Origin of the sequence: Pedobacter panaciterrae (assembly GCF_013204795.1) — a bacterium.
Classification (GTDB): Bacteria; Bacteroidota; Bacteroidia; order Sphingobacteriales; family Sphingobacteriaceae; genus Pedobacter; species Pedobacter panaciterrae.
Map to the genome: position 1 here is coordinate 40,503 of NZ_JABMKW010000007.1, position 21,702 is coordinate 62,204.

The window sequence follows — 21,702 nt, forward strand, 5'->3', positions numbered from 1 at the left end:
AAGTATCATCGAACAGAAACACAGAGCAAACAGCGTTCCTTTTGTAGAGTAAGACGTGTTTTGTCTAAACGTTAATTATTGTTAAAAATAAAGACCGAGCTTCACATAGAATCATTTGTCTCCTGAAAATTAATATATTTAAGGAACCAAATGACGCCTTTATGTTAAAATTCGCTCTCAGCAGTTTAATAATCTGCATTTTCTCCTATGGCCATGCTGTGGCTCAAGCAAGCAAAATTGATAGCACAGGAATGGTGACGCTCAGGATTGACCCCAACAGCGCACGCGGTGCGGCTGTATCTCAGTTCTTCGATGAAGTTATCTTTACCCCGTTAGAAACCACTAAGGAAAGTCTGTTTGGTTCTATAAATTCACTGAAAATCGCCGGCGACAATTATGTTATTTACGATTGGGAAACCAAAGCAGTATTGATTTTTACTAAAGCGGGAAAATATGTTGCGAAGATCAATGCCAATAAAATAGAGAAAGATCCTAAAGTTAAAGATCAGAGTTTCTATGGCTTTAATATTAAAAAGGAAGATGGTCAAGTGCTGATTGAGATTTCGTCAGGTAAACAAATTTACTATTTTGATTTAACTGCCAAGCTGGTAAAGAAAGTACCTATTGTTAAGGATAAACAGAAAGACTATACCAATTATAAGAAATTTAGTGATGGTACGATTATAGACCAGGCTTTTCTGGAGGAAAGTGGTAAAGACAGCATCTACTATAACGTAAGCATTTTGAAGGATGGCAAGAGGGTAGAAAGTTATTTCCCTTACCGAACGGCTGACCACAAGGGCGATGAGCGCTGGCATGGTGGCCGTGTATATGATTATGGTAATCCGGATGAGTATCTTTTTGTAAAGAACTTCTATTATAACATTTACAAATTAACGGCTAAAAAGCTTTCTTTGGCTTATAGGATCTTGTTTCCGGCCTCAAACTCTCTTCCTATGGATTATGATACCAACCCAATCTATAAAGGGAAGGGTTATGATTATTATGAGAAAAACAGGGATGTTTTTTATGATTTGGCCAACAGTTACCTGCATTTTAATAACCTGTATTTCCAGGTTAGGAACTGGAATTGGAGCCGGGATGAGAAAAAAGCTTTTATATATAACTTAAAAACAACTGAATTGACATCTATTGCAGATATAGAGCCTGATTCTACCTCTCAGTTTTTGCCGATTACGGATTTGGCATCTCAATATGATTTTACAAACAAAGGCTTTCATATCGTTACTCCTGAATGTTTTTACACCAGCTATTCTTCTCTAACGCTCTTTACCGCTAAAGAACAGAATGAAGATAAAAACAGGAAGTATAATGCTGCTTTAACAGAGTACTTTAAAACACAAAACAAGAAAAGTAATCCCATAATTATTCAGCTTAAACCAAAAAAATTCTAACGCTCCATGTTCAAATTAAATACCATAACGCTGGCATTTCTGCTCAGTATTGCCTGCTTTACGCTTAATGCACAGCAAGCTACCACTGTAAATCCAGGAACTGCAAAGGGTATTGTGAGAGATACGGCACAGAACTATGTGCTAAAATCTGCTACCGTATCTATCTATAAATCGGCCGATAGCACCTTGTTAAGCTACCAGGTAACCAATAATTATGGGGAATTTAGCTTTAAAAACCTGCCTGTAAATGTTCTTCTAAGACTGGATATTAACAATGTAGGTTACTATACTTCCAGAAAGACATTTACGATACCTGCGGGTAAGAATACCATTGACCTCCAGACCATTGTTGCCAACCGCAGGGACATCACGCTTGACGATGTAGTGATCACCGTGCCACCGATTAGTATGAATGGTGATACGTTAGAGTTTAATGCTGCGGCTTTTAAATTAGATAGTAATGCTGTGGTTGAGGATTTGCTTAGGCAGATACCCAACATCACCTTGTGGGGAGACGGACAGATTACGGTAAACGGTAAAGAGGTTAAAAGCTTATTGGTAAATGGAAAGTCCTTTTTTGGTGGTGATATGAAGCAGGCTACACAAAATCTGGCTAAAAATGCGGTCCAGAAAATACAGGTGTACAACAAATCAAGGAGTCAGCAAAGTACCAATCCTGCAGATTCTACGCTGGAGATGAACATTAAACTAAAAAAAGGCAAGGATGTTGGTTTTTTTGGTAAGATTGGCGCAGGTTATGGAACAGATAAGCGTTTTGAAACGGACGCCAGTATCAATATGTTTACGCCCAAAATGCAACTTGCCGTTGTTGGCGCCATAAACAATATTAACAAGATTGCGGATAATACGCGCGATCTCCAATCTAACAGTACGTTTAAGGGGGTTGGTACCAATGTAGAATATCAGCCTGATTTTAGGGCTGAAGGGATAACACGCCCCAGTGCACTCGGGGCAAACTTTACCTACAATTTTATAGAAAAGCCCACGTGGGAGTTAAAAAACACCTTAAAATCTAATTACTTTTTACAAGACAAGAATACCAATTACCTAGCTGATGCTAAGACAACTACCTCTGTTAACAGTACGGATAAGGTGATTGACAACAGCATTACCAACAATCAATCTTCTAATACCACGCAGCGATTTGATTCGAATTACGAGTATACTAAAAAGGGGCATAATTTGAATTTCTCCCAGGAAGTAAACTTTAATCAGGGTGATAATGTAGATCAGACTTTTCGTACGGCTACTAATTTGCAGGATGTGCTAACCAGTACAAATAATTCAATGAATACCGGAAATTACAACAATAAGAGTTTTAGGTTTGGTGGTCAGTACAGGTATTCTCCATATATCATTACACAAACAACGCGGTTTAGGGGTTTCGAGGCCAACTATAATTTGAATACCTACAATAATGAAAGCGACCGCCTGAACCTGACTGAGTTTAAATCATTTACTGGTACTGCAGCTAATCAGAAATTTAACAGAAAGTACAACACCCTTGCGGAAGGGTTCAGACAGGAACTCAATTTAACTATACAGGATCTAAAGGGGCTGATTTTTGGAAACAAAAAATACTCACGTATGAGCTTTGATTTAACGAACAGGTTACTGCTGAACTCTGATAAAAATAATAACAGGGTGCAGGATTTGGATACCATAAATAACGTATACCGGACTAACGCCTATTTAAATAATCAAATAACTACGAATGTTATTGAGGAAACACCTGGGTTGAGAATAAGAAGATCTTTCTCGAAAAGTATGTCTAACCGTTATTACAAGTCCTTGTCCCTCACGTTTCATCCTAAAGAGCTATTAATTAGTCAGGATAATAAATCTGACAGGTCTTTCCAAAACTTAAAACGCAACTACAGCCAGTTTGCCCCTGACGTAGAGATTAGTTTTTACAATAATCAATATGGGGAAACCTCGAGGAACTACTCTCTTGAGTACAGAACAACTTTGAAGATACCTAATATCAATCAGCTTGCTCCACTAACCGACAGCACCGACGTATACAATCTTAGAAGAGGCAATATTAACCTGAAAGAATCGGTACAGCGTGAATTGTCATTCAGCTTTTACAGCGATGATCAACATAGTAAAAATACGCTTAATTACAACTTCACACTAAGGGCAGGGTTGATTGCTAACAATATTGTAGACAGTCTTTTGATTGACGAGCAGAACAGGCGGACGGTCTATTTGGTCAATGCAGATGGGAATAAATATTTAAATGGCGAAGCGGGTATCAGGAAGGCTTTAAAGCTTAAAACATCGGAATTTCAGTTTAATTTATATGGAAACTTCAATACAGCTATAAACCCTGGGTATACCAATAGTGTATTTACTTATTCGAGTAATTTAAATACGTATTATAGCGGTAGTGTTAATTATACGTATAAGAGTTATTTGGCGGTGGCGCTTAGCCAATCGTGGTCTACCTACAAATCCAAACAAGAGGCCTTTAACACCCAATATAGCGGAAAGAACGTTGGCACCACATTGACGGCCAGCTATAACATCACCAAGAAGTTGACGTTGAATAGCAATATCAGTAACAACAACAGTTCTTCATCGAATTCTAAAAACATTGTTTACACCATCTGGAATGCGAACCTGGTTTGTCGCTTCCTTAAAGGTAATAATGCTGAGGTCAAATTCGCGGCCCTCGATTTATTAAGGCAGAACACCAGCGTAATTAACTATGGTGATGCCAATAGTTTTACCATAGGTAGGCAAAATGTATTGACACAATATTTTATGACCACAATTTCCTACTATCCAAGACAGTTTGGAAAGAAGGCCAAGGCTAAGAAATGATGATATAACAGAGGAGAGCGCTTGTTTTTGATTTATACAAAGTAATTTAAAGGTCAAAACTATATTGGTCTTATCGCCAATGCTTTGATGCTAGTTACAGGTACAGTACCTTTGTATACTCAAAAAGAAAATTTATAAAAATATTAAGCATATGTATCCAGAATATTTAGTTGAACCAATGCGTGCTGAACTTACAACCGTAGGTTTTGAAGAATTAAAAACTGCTGAAGCAGTTGATAGCGCCATTACAAGCGAAGGAACTGTGTTTGTAGTAGTGAACTCGGTATGTGGTTGTGCAGCTGCAAACGCGCGTCCGGCAGCAAAATTAGCTGCAGCAAATGAAAAACACCCTACAAAATTGGTAACGGTTTTTGCTGGTATGGAAAAAGAAGCGGTTGACAGAGCTAGAGGTTATATGTTGCCTTTTCCTCCATCATCACCTTCAATGGCTTTATTTAAAGATGGTAAATTAGTTCATATGATAGAGCGTCATCAAATAGAAGGCCGTCCGGCGCAAATGATTGCCGATAGCCTTATTGGTGCTTTTGAGCAGTACTGCTAGAAATAAAAAAATATAAAAGAGGGAGCCTGAAAATATCAGGCTCCCTCTTTTTGCGCTTAATATTATTTAAAGAGCAGAAAATATAAAGGTGCTTATAGAACGCGGTGGTAGGGCAGTATCTCCAATTGGATAAGGGCGAATATTGTCATCCTGCTTTTCAGAGGTTATATAATGCTTTTTAAGCTTTAAGGCCTGTCCTTTAAGTAGCCCTTTCAATACAAAATCAGTTTTTTTAGTTTCACTTGTGTAGTTAATTACATTTATTACAAGACTTTTTCCATTCGGGTCTTTAAATGCAGAAACCATTACCTGCTGGGCAACCTCCATGTCATTTAAGCTGTCGCTTCTTTGTGTTTCTATACGAACCATACCAGGGCGGATAAAAAGACTGTAATGTCCTAAGGTCCACAGATTTTTAGTAATGGTGTACTTGTTTTCAGGTTTGCTTGCTCTTTGCGGATTTAATGCGATAAGAAAGTAACGTGGATTTAACGGATTCCCGGGCTCGTATGCATTCCAGAAATGCCAGGCAGATGCATCCCCTACGGTAAAATCATGATTAATTACCTTTGCAAGGAATAATGCATGATCCATCTCGCTTGGCTTGCCTTCGATTTTATCTTTATAACCATTACCAAGCATAGAGTATTCTGATTGCCAATATTCCAGACCATTATATTTCTTTAAAGTATCTCTTAAAGATCTTCTTGTGTTTATTAGCGTACTGTCGCCGTTTTCTGTAAAATATCCATGGCCTTCAACAAACTTTGTACTATTGCTAAAACCGCCTATGTATAAAGGGCTTTTTGGATTCCAGAAGCTGTCTATCTGGCGTGATGTCCGTCCCTTGTCAGCATACAAAAAATCAAGCTGACCGGCTTCGGTGGTCAGGATTTTTGTACTAAGCTTTTGCTTCTGTAAACTGATATTTAAAGATTTAATGGTTTGATACATTTCCTCATTTGTCCATGGACTGCCTTCCTGATTAGATTGCTTTAACCAATCCCATTGGGGCTCATTTATTGGACTTATGTAGTTAAAACGAAGGCCCTCTTTATCATAATGCTTTATTACTTCGGTCAGGAAGTTTGCATAAGCATCATATTTATCGGGCCTTAAATTTGTAGAGCCATCTTTTTGCGACTTGTACCCACGGCCATTCTTGTTAAACTGTACCGGAGGGCTGTTTACAAATGCAATCAGGTCTTTTACTCCATAATTTTTTGCCTGCCGTAACATCCAGGTGTATCCTTGCTGTTTGCTCCAGTCGTAAGTTCCATCAGGAGATAAAAAACACTCTACTCTGCGCGAAGGATCTGCAATTCCACTACTGTCGCCTTGTTCAGCAGTACCCCCGCCAATATTAAACCTCCAAGCAGATAAGCCGATCCCCTTTGGCCTGCCATCTTTTTCAAATCCCCTGCTAAATAACAATTCTGCAATGTGTTGTTTTTCGGCCAATGGCCATTGCTTGCCAATTTCCTCGGTATACCAGCAACCAGAACCGCCGATGTTGTGTATTTGTTGTGCAGTTTTGTTGAGCAGAAGGGTAAATTTAATTGGTTTCTGATCTTGCGAGAATGAACTTAGGGCACTGGCTAAAAGAAAAGTGCACAGGGTAATTTTCCTAATAAAGACACTGGAAAGGAGTAGCTTAATTTTCATAGATACAATATTAATAATTGACAGCTTAATATACATATAACTCTACTTTTAATATATTTATACCTGATGAATAGACTTAAATTTACCTCAGGCATAAAAGAAATCGTTTTGTTATGTTGTTTGGCCGGCTTTTTTAGCAATTCCAATGCTCAGGATTTGACGAATATAAAATTTACGGCTACGGAGGCTACAGAGTGGACAAATTTATTTGTAAGAAATAATGGATGGTTTGGCGGTGATGGTATCTATACTATTCCATTAAATGGGGTAGAATCAGGTAAACCAGAAGCTAAGAAAACCCTCTTCATTTTTAGTGATAGTATGATTGGGAACATTAAAGATGATAAAATGGAGCCCGGAGCTAAAATGATCCATAATAGCATAGCGATATTAAAAGGTACAAAACCTGTAAAGGACAACATAACTTTTTTTTGGAAAAACGACCAGAAGGATAACCCGGAAACTGTATTTGTGCCGAAAACTCCCCTAACAGGCCCTACAGATTATTATTGGCTTGGCGATGGTTTTGTAAACCAGGAGCAAAATAATGCCATCTATATTTTTGGTTACAGGGTTAAACAGGTAAGTGATGGCGCTTTTGGCTTTTCTGAGGTAGGTAATACGCTAATCAAAATCGCCGAAAAAGAAGAGCCTCCTTATAAAACCTTTGAACAGAAAGATACTCCATTTTATTTAAGCAGTAATGAAACCGAAAAGGAAATGGCATCTTTTGGTGCAGGTATATTCGTAAACACAGCCAAGGCCGGAGCGCCTGGGCCTGATGGATATGTTTACGTTTATGGGGTAAAAGGGATGGCTAAAAAATTGCTGGTAGCAAGGGTAAAACCTAAAGAATTTGATGATTACGCTAAGTGGAACTTCTGGGATGGGGCAACGTGGAATGCAGATATTAAGAAGGCTGAAGCAATAACAGATCAGGTTTCAAATGAGCTTAGTTTATCGGTATTGCCAGATGGGAGATATGCGTTAATTTTTCAGCAGGGTGGCATGGGAAGAGCAGTAGGGATGCGTTTAGGGAAAAGCCCTATCGGGCCTTTTGGGCCAATAATAAAATTGTGGGACAGCTCTGATGCGTTAAAAAAGAAAAGTTATTTTTCTTATAATGCTAAGGCTCATCCAGGTTTATCTGAAAAAGGAGAACTTTTAATTAGTTATAATGTTAATTCTTTTGATTTCTTTAAAGATCTTGAAACGGATCCTCAGTTGTACAGGCCCCGGTTCATTAAGATAAAATTTAACTAAAACTGAAAAGGAAGTGTAAAAATGAGTGAAGAACCAGAAAAGAAGCCAATATTTTACGACAGGTGGGCATTCAGATATTTAGCAATAGCCTGTTTGGCGTTAATAGCGTGTGCGATTGGGGCAATTTTTTATAACCATCATCCAAAACCCTTAAAAGAAAACAGGTTTGCTAAGAGAGACATTCATGCAGGCAGCAGCAGGGCTATATTAACTTTGGCAAGCGGTAAAAAGATTAGTCTTGATGAAGCGCCTAATGGAGTTCTGGCTGAGGAGTCTGGGGCAAGTATTGTGAGGACAGGAAGCGGACAAATTACCTATGCTGTTCATGAAAAAGCGCTTAATTCTGATACGGTTAAAAATGTAGGGATTAATAATCTTGAGACTCCCTTGGGTGGCCAATATCAGGTTCGTTTACCAGACGGCACTAAAGTGTGGTTAAATGCGGCCTCTAAATTAACTTATCCGGCATCATTTGATCCAGGTGCTGAGCGTAAAGTAGAGCTAAAGGGTGAAGCTTATTTTGAGATCGCTCAGATTGCCAATACGCCATTTGTGGTATTTTCTGGAAAGCAGCGCATTGAGGTTGAGGCTGCGCAACTTAACATTAGTAGCTATGTTAATGATGAGGCCATAAAAACTACGCTGTTGGAGGGGATGGGCAGAATTAATTCCGATAATATCATAAAGTCGGGCCAGCAGGCTATAAATAAAAAAGGCAATTTGGAAATCATTCCTGCAAATACCAAGGAAGCAGTTGCATGGAAAAACGGGCTCTTCTTATTTGAAGATGAAAGCCTGGAAACTATAATGAAAAGTATTTCCAGATGGTACAACGTTGAAATAATTTATGCTAACGAAAACGCACCTAAAGAATTATTTAGTTTATCTGTTTCAAGGTTTGATAACATCTCTTCTACTTTAAAATCTTTAGAGAATACAGGTTTTGTACGGTTCAAAATAAAGGGGAGAAAAATAACCGTTCTTCGCTAAGTCTGGCATCTGTTGCGAAAAGCAACAGCGGCTAGGTCTCATCGAAGAAGGTGATTTTTAAGGAAAGTAGGGGGCTATCTAGTATTGCCAGTTGAACAGACAGTATTAATTATCATCAATTTATATTAACATAAGAAGGTGGTTTGCCATGCTATTTTCCTTAAATTCAGTGTCAGAGATGGGGCCTAGGAACCATCTCTGACACTGAATTAAAAATCTTTATTTAGAAGTTTCTCCAACTCTCCAAAAGATACATTCATTCTTACACGGCCTTGTTTAGCATAGGCAATCTCTCCGGTTTCTTCTGAAACAATTACTGCAACGGCATCCGTAGTTTCAGACACGCCAATCCCGGCTCTATGACGAAGACCAAACTGAGGTGGTAATTTATCATTATCAGTTAAAGGGAGGATACAACTTGCACTTTTGATTTTGTTTTCGGCAATAACAACTGCTCCATCATGTAATGGGCTGTATTTTTGAAAGATGCTCTCCAGCAATCGTTTTGATATTTTTGAATCTATTAGCTCACAACTGTTGGCAAAAAGCTGATCGTCGTAAAACTTTACAAATACAATTAGTGCTCCGGTTCTTGATTTTTTCATGCTCTTGCAAGCATCAATGATAGGTTTTATCCTTACTAAATTGTCGCGCTCAATATTTTTACTTCCAAATAAATAGCCCCACCAGGCTTTGTTTTGCTGTAGAAAAGTATTTTTCCCGATGAGTAATAAGAAGCGCCTGATCTCTGGCTGGAAAATAACAATTAGGGCTATTATCCCCACACTCATAAATTGGTTAATGATAGTGGATAGTAAATTCATTTTTAATGCATCTACAACCCAATGTATTACCAATATGATTACCATACCTAACAACAGGTTTACTGCGAGGGTGTTCTTAATCAGGTTGTAGATGTAATAGATAATTAAAGCGACAAGAATAATATCTACCGCATCTGTTACTGTTACCTTTAAGAAATCAAATTCTAAGCCTTTCATCACTGCCAAGTTATGGATTTTTATTGTTGCTGCGTCTTTTGAACTAAAGCTATACACTCTACTGCAGCTTTTACATCGTGAACACGCAATATGCTTGCTCCTTTTAATAGCGCTATAGTATTCAATACCGATGTTCCGTTAAGGGCTTCCTGCGGAGTTAAACCCAGAATTTTATAGATCATAGATTTTCTGGAAAAGCCGACAAGTAGGGGAAGCTCAAAAATGTTAAAGTCCTGAAGTTGATTTAGCAGCTGATAATTCTGGTCTAAAGTTTTTGCAAAACCGAAGCCGGGATCTAAAATAATATCTTTTACCCCCAGTTTCTGTAGTTCGGCAACTTTAAGGGAGAAGTAGTCCGTTATGTCCAATGCAAGATCTTTATATTCTGTTTGTTGTTGCATGGTTTGTGGCGTTCCCTTCATATGCATCATAATGTATGGAACCTGAAGGGCCGCAACTGTTTCAAACATGGCTTCATCCATGTCGCCCGAAGCGATATCATTTATGATATGAGCGCCTGCTTCTATGCTTTCTTTTGCTACTCTTGCTCTAAAAGTGTCTATAGAAATGATTACTTCAGGTAACTTTTTTGTGATAGCCTCTACAAACGGAACTATCCTTTTTAATTCTTCATCCGGACTCACTTCTGCTGCACCCGGACGAGAGGAGTATGCTCCTATATCTATAAACTTAGCCCCATCTTTCAGAAAGGCTTCCGTTCTTTGCAATGCATCGTCTAAAGAGCCGGCCCGGCTGTTACTGTAAAAGGAGTCTGGGGTCAGATTTAGGATGCCCATTACACATGGGGCACTGATATCTGTCAGTTTGCCTTTGACGTTTAGTGTAGTCTTTCGGTTTAAAAATGTATCTTTAGCCATTGTTTGAATACAAACTTAGATAAAATCTTTAAATGATTTTACTCAATTAGGATACAGTATTAAAACGGATGTAAACTTATTATTTTAATCGTTTTGGCAACAAACACTTCACAAGAATTTGACTCAGTAATAGCGGTTTGCAAATCGCTTTTTTTAAAGAAAACAAACGACTATGGAACAGCGTGGCGAATATTAAGGCCGGCTTCTATAACAGACCAGATCTTCATTAAAGCACAGCGGATCCGCACGCTTGAGGAAAAGAAAGTATCTAAAGTAGGAGAAGACATTGTTTCTGAGTATATAGGAATTATTAATTATTGTGCAATTGCCATGATGCAGCTTGAGCTTGGAGAAGATGATCCGTATGAGCTGGGTGTGGAAAGAGTAGAGAAGCTTTTTGACGAGAAGGTAAATGGGACTAAAGAACTTATGTTTGCCAAAAATCACGATTATGGTGAGGCCTGGAGAGACATGCGCATTAGCTCTTTAACAGATCTGATTTTAATGAAAATTTTAAGAGTAAAACAAATAGAAGACAATTCGGGGCACACCCTGGCCTCCGAAGGTGTAAATGCAAATTATCAGGATATGCTAAACTATGCTGTTTTTGCTTTAATTAAGTTGGGCGTAAAATAGCTGGTAAACAATGAAGAAAGCCGCATTAAACTTTTCCAGGATATTTGTTGGTATCCTCTTTATATTTTCAGGATTAATAAAAGCCAATGATCCACTTGGATTTGGTTATAAATTGCAGGAGTACTTTGAAGTGTTCCATATGTCGTTTCTTAGTGGCATGGCTACAGGAATTGCCATATTGCTTTGTGTATTTGAAATTGTATTGGGTGCTTTACTGCTTTTTGGTTTTTGGCGCAAACAGGTAACAACTGGTTTACTGGTGGTTATTATTTTCTTTACATTTCTAACCTTTGTTTCGGCAGCGTTTAAAGTAGTAACCTCATGCGGATGTTTTGGAGATGCCATTCCTTTAACCCCTTGGCAATCTTTTTCTAAAGATCTGGTTTTATTGGTAATGATCGTTTACCTGTTCAAAAACAGGGATAGGATACACCCGGTTACTGAAAATGCCAGATGGCAAAGCGCTTTGTTTGCTATTGTACTTACTTTTTCATTAATGTTTAGTCAGTTCACCTATAGCAGATTGCCTGTACTAGATTTTCTGCCTTATAAAGTTGGGGCTAGCTTGCCCGATTTGATGAAGATACCTGCCGGGGCAACGCCTGATGAGTATTTAATCATGTACAACATGAAGAATAAGGAAACAGGTGAAACCAAGGTGATGAGTGATAAAGATTATCTGAAAACAGAGATCTGGAAAGACGATAACTGGGAAATTATAGGTGATCCGGAGAGCAAGCTGATTAAAAAAGGCTATGAGCCTAAAATTAAAGATTTACAAATAACCGATGCTTCGGGCACCGATTATACAAAAGAACTAATAGAAAATCCATATTACAATCTGGTAATTGTAGCATACAATTTAAAAGACTCCAATGAGGAAGGTATAGCTAAGTTAAATGCGCTGGCATTAAATGCAACGGAACAATTTAATATCAGGTCCATAATGTTAACCTCGAGTTCAGCACAAGATGCAGATGCCTACAGCAAAAAAATGAAACTGTTTAGTGAAGTCTTTTATGCTGATGCTGTGCCTTTAAAAAGTATGGTGAGGGCAAATCCAGGTGTGCTTTTACTTAAGAACGGTGTTGTTATTAATAAATGGCATTATAATAATGTTCCTTCTTTTGACGAACTTACTAAAATGTATTTTGCTAAATAATCATGTTACAATACGCTTTTAAAAAATTCATCTATGGATTTGCCGTAATGGCAGGCGTAATTGTAGTCGTGTTTGTATTATTTAATGTATTGCCCGGAGATCCCGCAAGGATGACTTTAGGACAACGTTCTGATGTACAATCTTTAGAGGCTGTACGCAAAGAGTTTGGGTTAGATAGATCAAGACCTGTACAATTCTTCCTTTATTTAAATGACCTTTCGCCAATAGGGCTCCACGATAATGATAAGGAGACGAAGGACAAGTACCATTATGTAAAACTGTTTTCTGTTGGCAAAGATGTTATAGCGCTTAAATGGCCTTATTTACGCCGTTCTTATCAAACTAAACGTGATGTAACCACAATTCTTACTGAAACGGTTCCCAATACTTTCATTCTGGCACTTACAGCTATGATATTTGCTACTATAATAGGTGTTTTTTTAGGGGTACTGTCGGCTGTTCATAAAGATAGCTGGATTGATAAGACTGCAAATGCTTTTGCTATTTTGGGTATATCTGCACCTTCTTTTTTCGCCGGGATCATTATAGCGTGGTTTTTTGGCTTTGTACTTAGCGATTACACCGGGTTAAATATGTCTGGCAGTTTGTATAGCTATGATCCTTTTGAGGGTGAGGTAACCACCTGGAAAAATCTGTGGTTACCAATGGTAACCCTGGGCTTAAGGCCACTGGCTATTATTGTACAGTTAACGCGCAGTGCGATGTTAGATGTTCTTGCACAGGATTACATTAGAACTGCACGGGCAAAAGGATTAGGGAGAAATGCAATAATTTACAAGCATGCACTTAGAAATGCCCTAAATCCCGTTATCACCGCTATTTCGGGATGGTTTGCTTCACTGCTGGCTGGTTCGTTTTTTGTAGAGTATATTTTTGGTTATAATGGTTTAGGGCGCACTACTGTAACTGCACTGGAGATGTCAGATTTTCCGGTAGTTATGGGGTCTATACTTTTTATTGCCTTTGTTTTTGTAGTAATTAATATTTTTGTAGATATTTTATATGCCTTTGTTGATCCAAGGGTAAAGTTGGCTTAAAATGAAGATATTCCTGATTGGATTTATGGGTTGCGGCAAAAGTACTTTAGGTAAAAAATTAGCCACTAAATTAGGTTACGATTTTATAGATCTGGACCATGTACTGGAAGACAAGGTGGGTTCCAATATCGGAGACTATTTTGCGGCTAATGGAGAAGATGCTTTTAGAAGATTGGAAAGCAAATTACTGAAAGAACATAATTACCCTGCAAACTGTGTAGTAGCAACCGGTGGAGGCGCTCCATGTTATTTTGATAATATGGAATGGATGAACGACAACGGGGTTACCATGTATGTCGAAATGTCTCCAATTGCCCTGGCTAAGAGACTGGAAAAAGGTAAAGAAAAACGCCCCTTAATTAAAGATATGAATCATGAGCAGCTGATTGATTTTATTGAAACCAGGTTGGCTGAAAGGAACCGTTTCTATAAACGTGCTATTTTAAGTGTTGATGGAATAAACCTTACACCAGATAAGGCATTGGAGCATTTATCTCAGTTCATCTAAATACTGGTTGGTTTGTTTTTCTACTTCCAGAACTGCAAATTTAATTGCTGAACTTACTCGTTTTGTTTCTGTCTTTACCGGGATTGAAGAAATGGTTGCAAGGGCATCGGCATAGTATTTTCCCCAGGTTGATAGGATGTGCTTTTCCTGCTCGATAGTAGACTTTCCGCTCATAATGGCTTGTTTGCTCAAGCTAAATTCTGTTTTTAATCGAATTAAAGCAGCCGCTTTTACTTCATTAACGGTAAATAATGCGGTGTTTTCATCTGCTGTTACCAGTGTGTAGGCAGTGGTTAGGGCGCTGATACCAACGTTTTTCATAGTTGTTGCTGATACTTTGTCTAGCCGGTCATTATCGGTATGGTAAAAAACATCTGTAAAATGCCACATTAATAAACCCGGGATTTTGTTTTTCAGGAAAGGTGTATGATCGCTACCTCCTTCAAAGGGGTTATAGTTAACCTTCCAGTTTGCATGTTTGCCCTGGTCATTACAAATTTTCATGACCAGATCGTTATAGTAATGAGGGAAAAGATCCTCCTCCTTTACATCTCCGGATCCCCATTCTGAATGTTTATCTGTACCTCTTGTCCATATGGCCGAAGGATCGGGCATTTTTTCTATGAGGAAAGATCCTCCGGTTTTCTCTGTGTTTTCTCCAACCATATCCAGGCTCATTCCCCACATAATTCCCTTTGCCCTTTCGTTATTCTCTTTGATGTACCGCTGGGTAGAAACAATTTCATCACCCCATAGAAAGGTTAGTGTTCTTTGAGGTATAAGTTTCCCTGATTTTACCAGCGATGCAGTAAGTCTTGCCATTTCAGCTAAGGTACCTACCCCAGATGCATTGTCGTTTGCACCAGGTTCCTGTACATGAGCACTATATACAAAACGCTCATTAGGCTTAAGGTTCCCTTTTATGTTGGCAATTATAGTTAATTCTTCTGAAGGATAGGTGTTTGTTGCTACAGTAACATTTAGTTTAACAGGGCCTTTTGCTATTGCTTTCTTTAGGCGCTCTTTGGCCTTGTATGAAAGATTGATTGCCCAGCCCTTACCGTCCGGGTTATTAATTCCAGAAAATTGAATAGATGTTTGATACTTCTCGGGTTGGGTGTAATCAGGCATTGCATATCCTAAAACTCCCAGAGCCCCCGCATTGATGGCAACATTGAAAAGCCTCCCTGTTCCAATTTCTGAAAATACAATTTTGCCTTTGATGTCCTTATCATCTATGGTGCTGATATCTGCTGGATTTACGTAAATCACCTCGGTCGTAATACCTCCTATAGGGGTTGAAGAAGAGTTTATCGTAATCATATTGCGATTCATTTTAAACTCTAATAGAGGCTCATGCTCACCTTCAATGCCTACTGTGGCATTAACCGGCTCCCATGTATTTTGTTTCATCGGACGTTTTTCGATGCGGTAGGTTAATAAGCCTTCCGATTCATCTTTTTGTTCCGCTACGAACCCTGCTTTTTTTAATAGACCTTCTACATAATAAATGCTCTCATTAAAACCCTTGTTGCCAGGCAAGCGCCAGTGCTGTTCCACAAAAGATGTAGTTTCAAAGGCGTTTTTTTCATTGAACCCATTGCGGGTAATGTCGAAATAGGATAACGTAGGGTCTTGCGCAAAACTATGCGAAGCATATAATAGCAATCCGGCAAGCAGCAGTTTTTTCATGCATATAAAATATGCCGAAAGATACTAAGAATCGCAGAATCGTTATAGGCTATCTACCTGTTAATATCTTGCCTTTTTTTCATAGAGTAATCTACCGAGTATGGTCCAGATCCAATAACCCAAAATAAGACCAATAACAGCAGTACAATAATTGAAAGCCACAATTCAGAATTCAAAGCTGAAAAGCCATGTGACAGGTTGACGAAAAAAACAGCACACAATAATATTGGAATCTGTATCACAGATGCAAACCGTGTAAGCAAGCCTATAGCAATTAAAAGACCTCCTACCAGATGTACAAATCCGACAATGTGAACGGCTACGCTTGCCATCATTCCAGAAAAACCAAATACATTATTCTGTAATAATAGATCTTGAAGCACTGCCGTGTTGCTAACTATTGCAATACCCTTACTAAAAATGAGAATACCTAAAGCAATACGGATGATGTCTAGCCATTTGGCATGATGTAGATCGCCCCAACGCTCGATTTTTTGAATAACAGTCATGATAATGCCTCCTATTTTATAATGGTCTATTAAAGCTAACTAATTTTGATTAAATAACCAATAGCAAGATATTAACAATCAATATATTATAATGTTTTCCAGGAAAGGTCTGTTTGCTTCTGAAGTATAGATGAAAAAGCGGTTCTGGGAGGTAAATTTAAATATGGATAAGTCACTTTTGACAGGTATAATCCTTGAGGGTGCGCAGGTGTAATTAATGCCGGGGTCTGTTTGTTGACCAGGTAACTCTCAAATTCGTCTACACTTAAAACTCCTTTCCCAATTTTTAAAAGCTGGCCCATGATAATCCTGATCATCTTGCTTAGGAAGCGATTTGAAGCGATTTGGAAGCGTAACTTGTCGCCGGTGGAGTCTACCGCCAGATTTGCAGACATGACATTACAGATGGTGTGTTCGTATTTATCAGGGCTGGTACAAAAGGGTCTGTAATCTTTATAATTCGGAAGTATTTCAACCGCCTGTTTCATTCTATCAAAATGAAGGTCTTCAAGCAAATAAAAGGAACTGAGGCCACTTAGAAAAGGATCTTTATAAGTGTGGATAAAGTAGTCATAGGACCTTTGTACGGCATCAAATCGGGCATGTTGCAAGCCATCCATTGCAATGATATCAAATATGGCAATGTTTTCAGGCAAGAGCTTATTTAACCTGAACAAGAGATCAAAATCCCATGTTTGTTCTATATCCATGTGAAAAAAGAACTGACTGGCGTGTACATGTGCATCAGTACGCCCGCAACCGATAATAAATACAGGAGTCTTTAATACCTGAGTAAGTGCTTTCTCAAGCACACCTTGTACGTTTAGTACTCCGGGTTGTTTTTGCCAGCCGTTATAGTGTAAGCCGTTGTAGCCAATGTGAACAAAGTATCTCAATGTCTTATTTTCTAGATCTTCTGCTTAACTCGTCTACAGGCATAGACAACATTCTGCCTACTGGTTGTTTTCCTTTGTAAGTAATCACTTTAAGTGTAGTAGCGTCTTTTGGCGGTGCTAACTTTTCTGTGTACTTAGGGTAAAAACGATCGGGAAATGAATTATCGAAACTGTAATAAATATCAAGCCCAGGTACCTCTGTACTCAATTCGATCATAAGCTGCTTATCTGCCGATCTGCTTACACTAAATATAGGGTCATAAACACTTGGGGCATATTTTGTTTCAGCTACGTCGAGCCTTTTAAAATGCTGCTCAACCCGATTAAAGAAATTGTTCCAGTTTTTCTTTTCAATAGGCGACCATACGGACTCCGCTATGGCCAGCCCTCTTGGCCAGGTCATATATTCTGCCTGGCGGATATTGTAAACTTGTTCAGTCCATAAGTTGGCCTGTCCGCCTTTAATGTATTTTTTGTCAACACCAGCCGGGATAGGATCGAACTCATATGATTTACTTAGTCTTAATGAGGCATATACCTTGGGTTCTGTAATGGGGTCAGCCTGCATATAATCTAGGTAAGCATAAGTAGTTGGACTCATCACTACTTCGTGTTTTCTTTTGGCTGCTTCAATCCCGTATTTCATACCCCGCCAGCTCATCACGCTAGTGTTTGGTGGCATATCTCCATCCAGAATCTCATCCCAACCCATAAATTTCTTACCTTTTGATTCAACGATCTTTTGTACCCGCTTTTCAAAATAGCCCTGAACCTGATGCATATTTTTTAAGCCTTCCTTTTTCATTAGGGCTTTAATGCTATCACTCTTTTCCCAAAAGTTAAACGGAGCCTCATCACCACCCATATGAATGTATTCGAATGGGAATAATTGGGCTACCTGTGTAATTACAGTATCTAAAAAAGTGTACACTTTTTCATTGGCAGGACAAAGCGTGTTGTCTACTAGAGCAATAGGAGGGGCGCCTCTCGACCAATCCATAATTCGTTCACCAGAACGTACACGGTAGTTCTCGGCACCAGGGGTACATGATAATTCGGGATACGAAGCAATCGCAGCTAAACTATGACCGGGAACATCTATTTCTGGCATTATATCTACAAATCTTTCTTTAGCATATTGCACTAGTTCTCTTATATCATCCTGGGTGTAAAAACCTCCATAGTTTCGGGGCTCATCAGCGGCAGGAGGGAAGAAGTTTCCGAATTCACCTATCTTTTTAACATTCCATGCACCTACTTCAGTTAATTTTGGCAAACCTTTTATTTCTATTCTCCATCCCTCATCATCAGTTAGATGTAGATGCAGGATATTGTATTTGTATCTTACCATTGCATCTATGTATTGTTTCACTTCTGCTTTGGTGAAAAAATGACGTGCGACATCAAACATTAATCCTCTCCACCCCACTCGTGGATAATCTATTATTTCTACACAAGGAGCTTTCCATTCTATATTTTCAACAGCTTCTTTACTTTCAATTTCTTTAGGAAACAACTGGATAAGACTCTGAACACCATAAAATAAGCCTGCTGGTTTGTTTGCTTTAATGGTAATATGATTAGGTGTTACCGACAATTGATACCCCTCTTTACCTAACGCCGAATTTGCTTTTTCATTTAGGATGAGGTTAATGGTTGATTTTGCAGACGGAGTGCTCACCTCAGCAACGTAACTTCCTGTTGGAATAGAAAGTCTTTCTTGTAAAAAAGCCACCACCTGCTTAATTTCTGCCACTGCCGGGGCTTGTATAACGACATTTGAAGGAAGCAAAAAATACCCCTCACTTTTTATAACTGATACCGGTTCTGGTATAATTGCAATATCCGGTGCATTGTTTACTATAGCAACAGTTTCTGTTGTAGCTTCGGTATTGGGAATAGCATACTGACCGAAGGCAGGAATACTTAAAAGACTTAAACAGAGCAGGTAAAAGGTGTTTTTCATAATTGCCGCAATTTATCAATTTTACTTAAGGGCATCCAAAACCCGGAACAGTTTTTTGCTGATCCCGGAACCAGAATAGTTGTTTATGTTAATTACTATGATATATTTATTGCCGTTCTTGTCGGTGTAATAGCCGGCATAGGCTGATACGTCATTAATACTTCCGCTTTTAAGTCTCATGCCATTGTTTTCCGGCATGGATTCGTAATAAGCAGGGAACCAGCTTTCCTTTTGACTTTGAAAAAGAACGCTTGCCATTGCTGCGGTTGTTACTCGGGTGCCAGGCGATAGGCCACTGCCATCCAAAATGTTTAGCGCGCGACTATCTATGCCTTTTGCGGACCAGTAATTAATTACAGTAGCAGCTCCGTTTTGTGTGGTAGCTTCTTTTCCCGATTTCCAGGCAATGGTTTTTAATAAGTGTTCTCCATATAGGTTCACACTTTTTTTATTGAACCAGTATACAATTTCGCTAAGAGCAGGGGAGCTTATTGTTGTTAATTTTTGGGTTACTACCGGCATTGGTTTTTGTTCTGCCGTCAACTGTCTGGCTGTAGTAGGTGTTTCTGTTGCGCTTATGCCTATACGATGTAAAGTGTCTTGTAATCTAAATGCCGCATCAAAAGCCGGATCAGGCAGTGCTGCCGAAACTCCCGATTTTGAAATGCCAATAGCCCAGCTTCCTCTTAAATACGCAGTAGTGCTAAGTGGAGGTAAATAGGCATAAACCCTGTCTCCTGTGCCCTCAGCGCCCGCCTTCAATTCATTTACAAACTTAATGTAAGGCATTTCAGGGACGGTTTTTAATACTGTTACAGTCCGCTCAGCTTTATTTGCCTTTAAATGAAGATCAAATTGGTTCTCTCTCCAACTCAGTGCCGAAGCCCCTGCACCATAGTAATTACCTATATCTTGCCAAATCCAACCATCAGGAGTCGTTTGGCTTCCCCATAAACCATCATCGCCTATAACTTTTCCTTCAATCTTTTTAATCCCGGCACCTTTTATGGCATTTACCCATTGATTTAAGATCACCCCTTCTTTAGTTGTTTCATATCGCCATGAACCCAATGTAGGGTCTCCGCCGCCAACAATAATCAGGTTTCCTTTTAATGTCCCTTCTGAATTGATGGTGCCGCTGTAGGCTAATGTTGTCTGGTATTGAAAATCTTTACCTAGTAATCCAAATGCAGTTGCTGAGGTGATGGTTTTCAATGTCGACGCAGTAGCCACGCCTATATTCTCATTTCTGGCGAAGATCGTTTGTCCAGTTTTTGCATCCAGTACACATAAAGAGGTTAGTGCATATTTTGCCTGCGGGTCGGCAAGTAAATTATTAAAGGCCTGTTCCAGTTTCTGCACAGGCGCCTGTGCGTAAACAAGACTTTGAGACAATAAGAACAGTAAAAGGAAAAATTTCTTTAACATAGGCATTTTAAAAAAAAAGTGATGTAAAAATAGCAATCGAGCTATTTCTACATCACTAACGTTTTTTACAGATATTTTATATCAGCTCATTTCTTACCAGGAACTCTGCAATCTGTACAGCGTTGGTAGCAGCACCTTTACGCAGGTTATCGGCAACAATCCACATGTTTAATGTGTTTGGCAACGATTCATCACGTCTGATCCTTCCTACAAATACTTCATCTTTTTCATGAGCATCTTTAGGCATCGGGTATTTAAGGTTCGCTGTATCATCAACAACAATGATTCCTTCAGTTTTAGTAAGCAAATCTCTTACATCAGCAAGGTCAAAATCATTCTCAAACTCTATGTTCACTGATTCAGAGTGCCCCCCCATAACCGGGATACGTACTGTAGTAGCAGTAACCCTGATGCTGTCATCGCCCATGATCTTGCGTGTTTCAAGTATCATTTTCATTTCCTCTTTAGTATATCCGTTTTCAGTGAATACATCAATTTGAGGAATAACATTTAAATCAATAGGATATGCGTAAGCCATAGGGCCGTCTGTAATACCTTTACGCTCATTCATTAGTTGTTCTACAGCTTTTACACCAGTACCGGTAACAGACTGGTAGGTAGAAACCACAACGCGTTTGATTCTATATTTATCGTGAAGTGGTTTTAAAGCCACTACCATTTGTATGGTTGAACAGTTAGGGTTTGCAATGATCTTATCATCGATAGATAATTCATTTGCATTAACTTCAGGAACGATCAGTTTTTTTGAAGGATCCATACGCCATGCCGACGAATTATCGATTACTGTTGTACCAGCCTCTGCAAAAAGAGGAGCATATGTTAATGAGGTACCACCACCTGCAGAGAACAATGCGATGTCGGGCCTCATTGCAATTGCAGTTTCCATATTTACAACAGCATACTTCTTACCCTTGAATGAGATTTCCTTACCAACACTCTTCTCAGATGCTACAGGGATCAATTCAGTTAACGGGAAGTTACGCTCTTCTAATACTTTTAACATTACGGTGCCTACCAGACCGGTGGCGCCAACTACTGCAATTTTCATTTTTTTCTAATTGTTTTTTACTTGTTTTTAATTAATTATAAAGGTTTTATGTTTAATAAGTCCCCAAAGATGTGAAATATTTCAGCATTAAGTAAATGTTTCTGCAAACCAGGGTACTTATAAACAAAAAAGGGAAGTGATTTTTGTAAACCAC

18 protein-coding genes are annotated in these 21,702 nt (G+C 38.8%); 9 read left to right on the plus strand and 9 right to left on the minus strand.

Annotated features, from left to right (window positions below; all coding sequences use genetic code 11):
* Positions 1-161 precede the first annotated feature (161 nt).
* From HQN86_RS01885 to HQN86_RS01895, 3 genes are all read left to right on the plus strand, one after another.
* Positions 162-1,415, plus strand: coding sequence for a 6-bladed beta-propeller (locus HQN86_RS01885; protein ID WP_172659348.1), 1,254 nt, complete (start codon positions 162-164; stop codon positions 1,413-1,415).
* A 6-nt stretch (positions 1,416-1,421) separates the two neighbouring features.
* Positions 1,422-4,265, plus strand: coding sequence for a porin family protein (locus HQN86_RS01890; RefSeq protein WP_172659349.1), 2,844 nt, complete (start codon positions 1,422-1,424; stop codon positions 4,263-4,265).
* Between the two features lie 151 nt (positions 4,266-4,416).
* Positions 4,417-4,827, plus strand: coding sequence for a BrxA/BrxB family bacilliredoxin (locus tag HQN86_RS01895; protein WP_172659350.1), 411 nt, complete (start codon positions 4,417-4,419; stop codon positions 4,825-4,827).
* A gap of 66 nt (positions 4,828-4,893) precedes the next feature.
* On the opposite strand, the gene HQN86_RS01900 is transcribed toward HQN86_RS01895, so the two are convergent.
* On the minus strand, positions 4,894-6,492 hold the full coding sequence (locus tag HQN86_RS01900; protein ID WP_172659351.1) for a glycoside hydrolase: 1,599 nt from the start codon (positions 6,490-6,492) through the stop codon (positions 4,894-4,896).
* Positions 6,493-6,558: 66 nt separating this feature from the next.
* Here HQN86_RS01900 and HQN86_RS01905 point away from each other — a divergent pair, with 66 nt between their 5' ends.
* Both HQN86_RS01905 and HQN86_RS01910 read left to right on the plus strand, forming a co-directional pair.
* On the plus strand, positions 6,559-7,755 hold the full coding sequence (locus tag HQN86_RS01905; protein ID WP_172659352.1) for a DUF4185 domain-containing protein: 1,197 nt from the start codon (positions 6,559-6,561) through the stop codon (positions 7,753-7,755).
* A gap of 21 nt (positions 7,756-7,776) precedes the next feature.
* A complete protein-coding gene (locus HQN86_RS01910) occupies positions 7,777-8,745 on the plus strand; it encodes a FecR family protein (protein ID WP_172659353.1) in 969 nt (322 codons plus the stop codon).
* A 209-nt stretch (positions 8,746-8,954) separates the two neighbouring features.
* Here HQN86_RS01910 and cdaA read toward each other — a convergent pair whose 3' ends face one another.
* Complete coding sequence (gene cdaA, locus HQN86_RS01915; protein ID WP_172659354.1) at positions 8,955-9,746, minus strand: diadenylate cyclase CdaA; 792 nt, start codon at positions 9,744-9,746, stop codon at positions 8,955-8,957.
* A gap of 20 nt (positions 9,747-9,766) precedes the next feature.
* Positions 9,767-10,624, minus strand: a complete 858-nt coding sequence (gene folP / locus HQN86_RS01920) for a dihydropteroate synthase (RefSeq protein ID WP_172659355.1) — start codon at positions 10,622-10,624, stop codon at positions 9,767-9,769.
* A gap of 93 nt (positions 10,625-10,717) precedes the next feature.
* Here folP and HQN86_RS01925 point away from each other — a divergent pair, with 93 nt between their 5' ends.
* The 4 genes from HQN86_RS01925 to HQN86_RS01940 are packed head-to-tail and all read left to right on the plus strand — an operon-like array spanning position 10,718 to position 13,988.
* Positions 10,718-11,260: a DUF1599 domain-containing protein gene (locus HQN86_RS01925; RefSeq protein ID WP_172659356.1), complete on the plus strand. Its 543-nt coding sequence runs from the start codon at positions 10,718-10,720 to the stop codon at positions 11,258-11,260.
* A gap of 10 nt (positions 11,261-11,270) precedes the next feature.
* Positions 11,271-12,422, plus strand: a complete 1,152-nt coding sequence (locus HQN86_RS01930; RefSeq protein ID WP_172659357.1) for a BT_3928 family protein — start codon at positions 11,271-11,273, stop codon at positions 12,420-12,422.
* A gap of 2 nt (positions 12,423-12,424) precedes the next feature.
* The gene (locus tag HQN86_RS01935) at positions 12,425-13,480 is read left to right on the plus strand and encodes an ABC transporter permease (protein WP_172659358.1); all 1,056 of its coding nucleotides are present in this window, start codon (positions 12,425-12,427) and stop codon (positions 13,478-13,480) included.
* Between the two features lies 1 nt (position 13,481).
* The gene (locus HQN86_RS01940; protein WP_172659359.1) at positions 13,482-13,988 is read left to right on the plus strand and encodes a shikimate kinase; all 507 of its coding nucleotides are present in this window, start codon (positions 13,482-13,484) and stop codon (positions 13,986-13,988) included.
* On the opposite strand, the gene HQN86_RS01945 is transcribed toward HQN86_RS01940, so the two are convergent.
* The 6 genes from HQN86_RS01945 to HQN86_RS01970 form a co-directional block, all read right to left on the minus strand.
* Positions 13,971-15,680 (minus strand): M28 family peptidase, encoded by a 1,710-nt coding sequence (locus HQN86_RS01945; protein WP_172659360.1) that lies wholly within the window; start codon positions 15,678-15,680, stop codon positions 13,971-13,973. The genes HQN86_RS01940 and HQN86_RS01945 overlap by 18 nt on opposite strands.
* 53 nt (positions 15,681-15,733) lie before the next feature.
* Positions 15,734-16,189 (minus strand): DoxX family protein, encoded by a 456-nt coding sequence (locus HQN86_RS01950; protein WP_048903699.1) that lies wholly within the window; start codon positions 16,187-16,189, stop codon positions 15,734-15,736.
* An 86-nt stretch (positions 16,190-16,275) separates the two neighbouring features.
* On the minus strand, positions 16,276-17,085 hold the full coding sequence (gene truA / locus HQN86_RS01955) for a tRNA pseudouridine(38-40) synthase TruA (protein WP_172659361.1): 810 nt from the start codon (positions 17,083-17,085) through the stop codon (positions 16,276-16,278).
* Between the two features lie 4 nt (positions 17,086-17,089).
* Positions 17,090-19,051: a beta-N-acetylhexosaminidase gene (locus HQN86_RS01960; protein WP_172659362.1), complete on the minus strand. Its 1,962-nt coding sequence runs from the start codon at positions 19,049-19,051 to the stop codon at positions 17,090-17,092.
* Between the two features lie 21 nt (positions 19,052-19,072).
* Positions 19,073-20,479 carry a D-alanyl-D-alanine carboxypeptidase/D-alanyl-D-alanine endopeptidase gene (gene dacB, locus HQN86_RS01965; protein WP_172659363.1) on the minus strand — a complete coding sequence of 469 codons (1,407 nt, stop codon included), beginning with the start codon at positions 20,477-20,479 and terminating at the stop codon, positions 19,073-19,075.
* A gap of 76 nt (positions 20,480-20,555) precedes the next feature.
* The gene (locus HQN86_RS01970) at positions 20,556-21,548 is read right to left on the minus strand and encodes an aspartate-semialdehyde dehydrogenase (protein WP_048903702.1); all 993 of its coding nucleotides are present in this window, start codon (positions 21,546-21,548) and stop codon (positions 20,556-20,558) included.
* Between the last annotated feature and the right edge of the window lie 154 nt (positions 21,549-21,702).

What these genes read in the sequence shown, in the direction of transcription:
- HQN86_RS01885 (WP_172659348.1), top strand. Translation starts at nt 162, where the DNA reads ATGTTAAAATTCGCTCTCAGCAGTTTAATAATCTGCATTTTCTCCTAT.
- HQN86_RS01890 (WP_172659349.1), top strand. Translation starts at nt 1,422, where the DNA reads ATGTTCAAATTAAATACCATAACGCTGGCATTTCTGCTCAGTATTGCC.
- HQN86_RS01895 (WP_172659350.1), top strand. Translation starts at nt 4,417, where the DNA reads ATGTATCCAGAATATTTAGTTGAACCAATGCGTGCTGAACTTACAACC.
- HQN86_RS01900 (WP_172659351.1), bottom strand. Translation starts at nt 6,492, where the DNA reads ATGAAAATTAAGCTACTCCTTTCCAGTGTCTTTATTAGGAAAATTACC.
- HQN86_RS01905 (WP_172659352.1), top strand. Translation starts at nt 6,559, where the DNA reads ATGAATAGACTTAAATTTACCTCAGGCATAAAAGAAATCGTTTTGTTA.
- HQN86_RS01910 (WP_172659353.1), top strand. Translation starts at nt 7,777, where the DNA reads ATGAGTGAAGAACCAGAAAAGAAGCCAATATTTTACGACAGGTGGGCA.
- cdaA (WP_172659354.1), bottom strand. Translation starts at nt 9,746, where the DNA reads ATGAAAGGCTTAGAATTTGATTTCTTAAAGGTAACAGTAACAGATGCG.
- folP (WP_172659355.1), bottom strand. Translation starts at nt 10,624, where the DNA reads ATGGCTAAAGATACATTTTTAAACCGAAAGACTACACTAAACGTCAAA.
- HQN86_RS01930 (WP_172659357.1), top strand. Translation starts at nt 11,271, where the DNA reads ATGAAGAAAGCCGCATTAAACTTTTCCAGGATATTTGTTGGTATCCTC.
- HQN86_RS01935 (WP_172659358.1), top strand. Translation starts at nt 12,425, where the DNA reads ATGTTACAATACGCTTTTAAAAAATTCATCTATGGATTTGCCGTAATG.
- HQN86_RS01940 (WP_172659359.1), top strand. Translation starts at nt 13,482, where the DNA reads ATGAAGATATTCCTGATTGGATTTATGGGTTGCGGCAAAAGTACTTTA.
- HQN86_RS01945 (WP_172659360.1), bottom strand. Translation starts at nt 15,680, where the DNA reads ATGAAAAAACTGCTGCTTGCCGGATTGCTATTATATGCTTCGCATAGT.
- HQN86_RS01950 (WP_048903699.1), bottom strand. Translation starts at nt 16,189, where the DNA reads ATGACTGTTATTCAAAAAATCGAGCGTTGGGGCGATCTACATCATGCC.
- HQN86_RS01960 (WP_172659362.1), bottom strand. Translation starts at nt 19,051, where the DNA reads ATGAAAAACACCTTTTACCTGCTCTGTTTAAGTCTTTTAAGTATTCCT.
- dacB (WP_172659363.1), bottom strand. Translation starts at nt 20,479, where the DNA reads ATGTTAAAGAAATTTTTCCTTTTACTGTTCTTATTGTCTCAAAGTCTT.
- HQN86_RS01970 (WP_048903702.1), bottom strand. Translation starts at nt 21,548, where the DNA reads ATGAAAATTGCAGTAGTTGGCGCCACCGGTCTGGTAGGCACCGTAATG.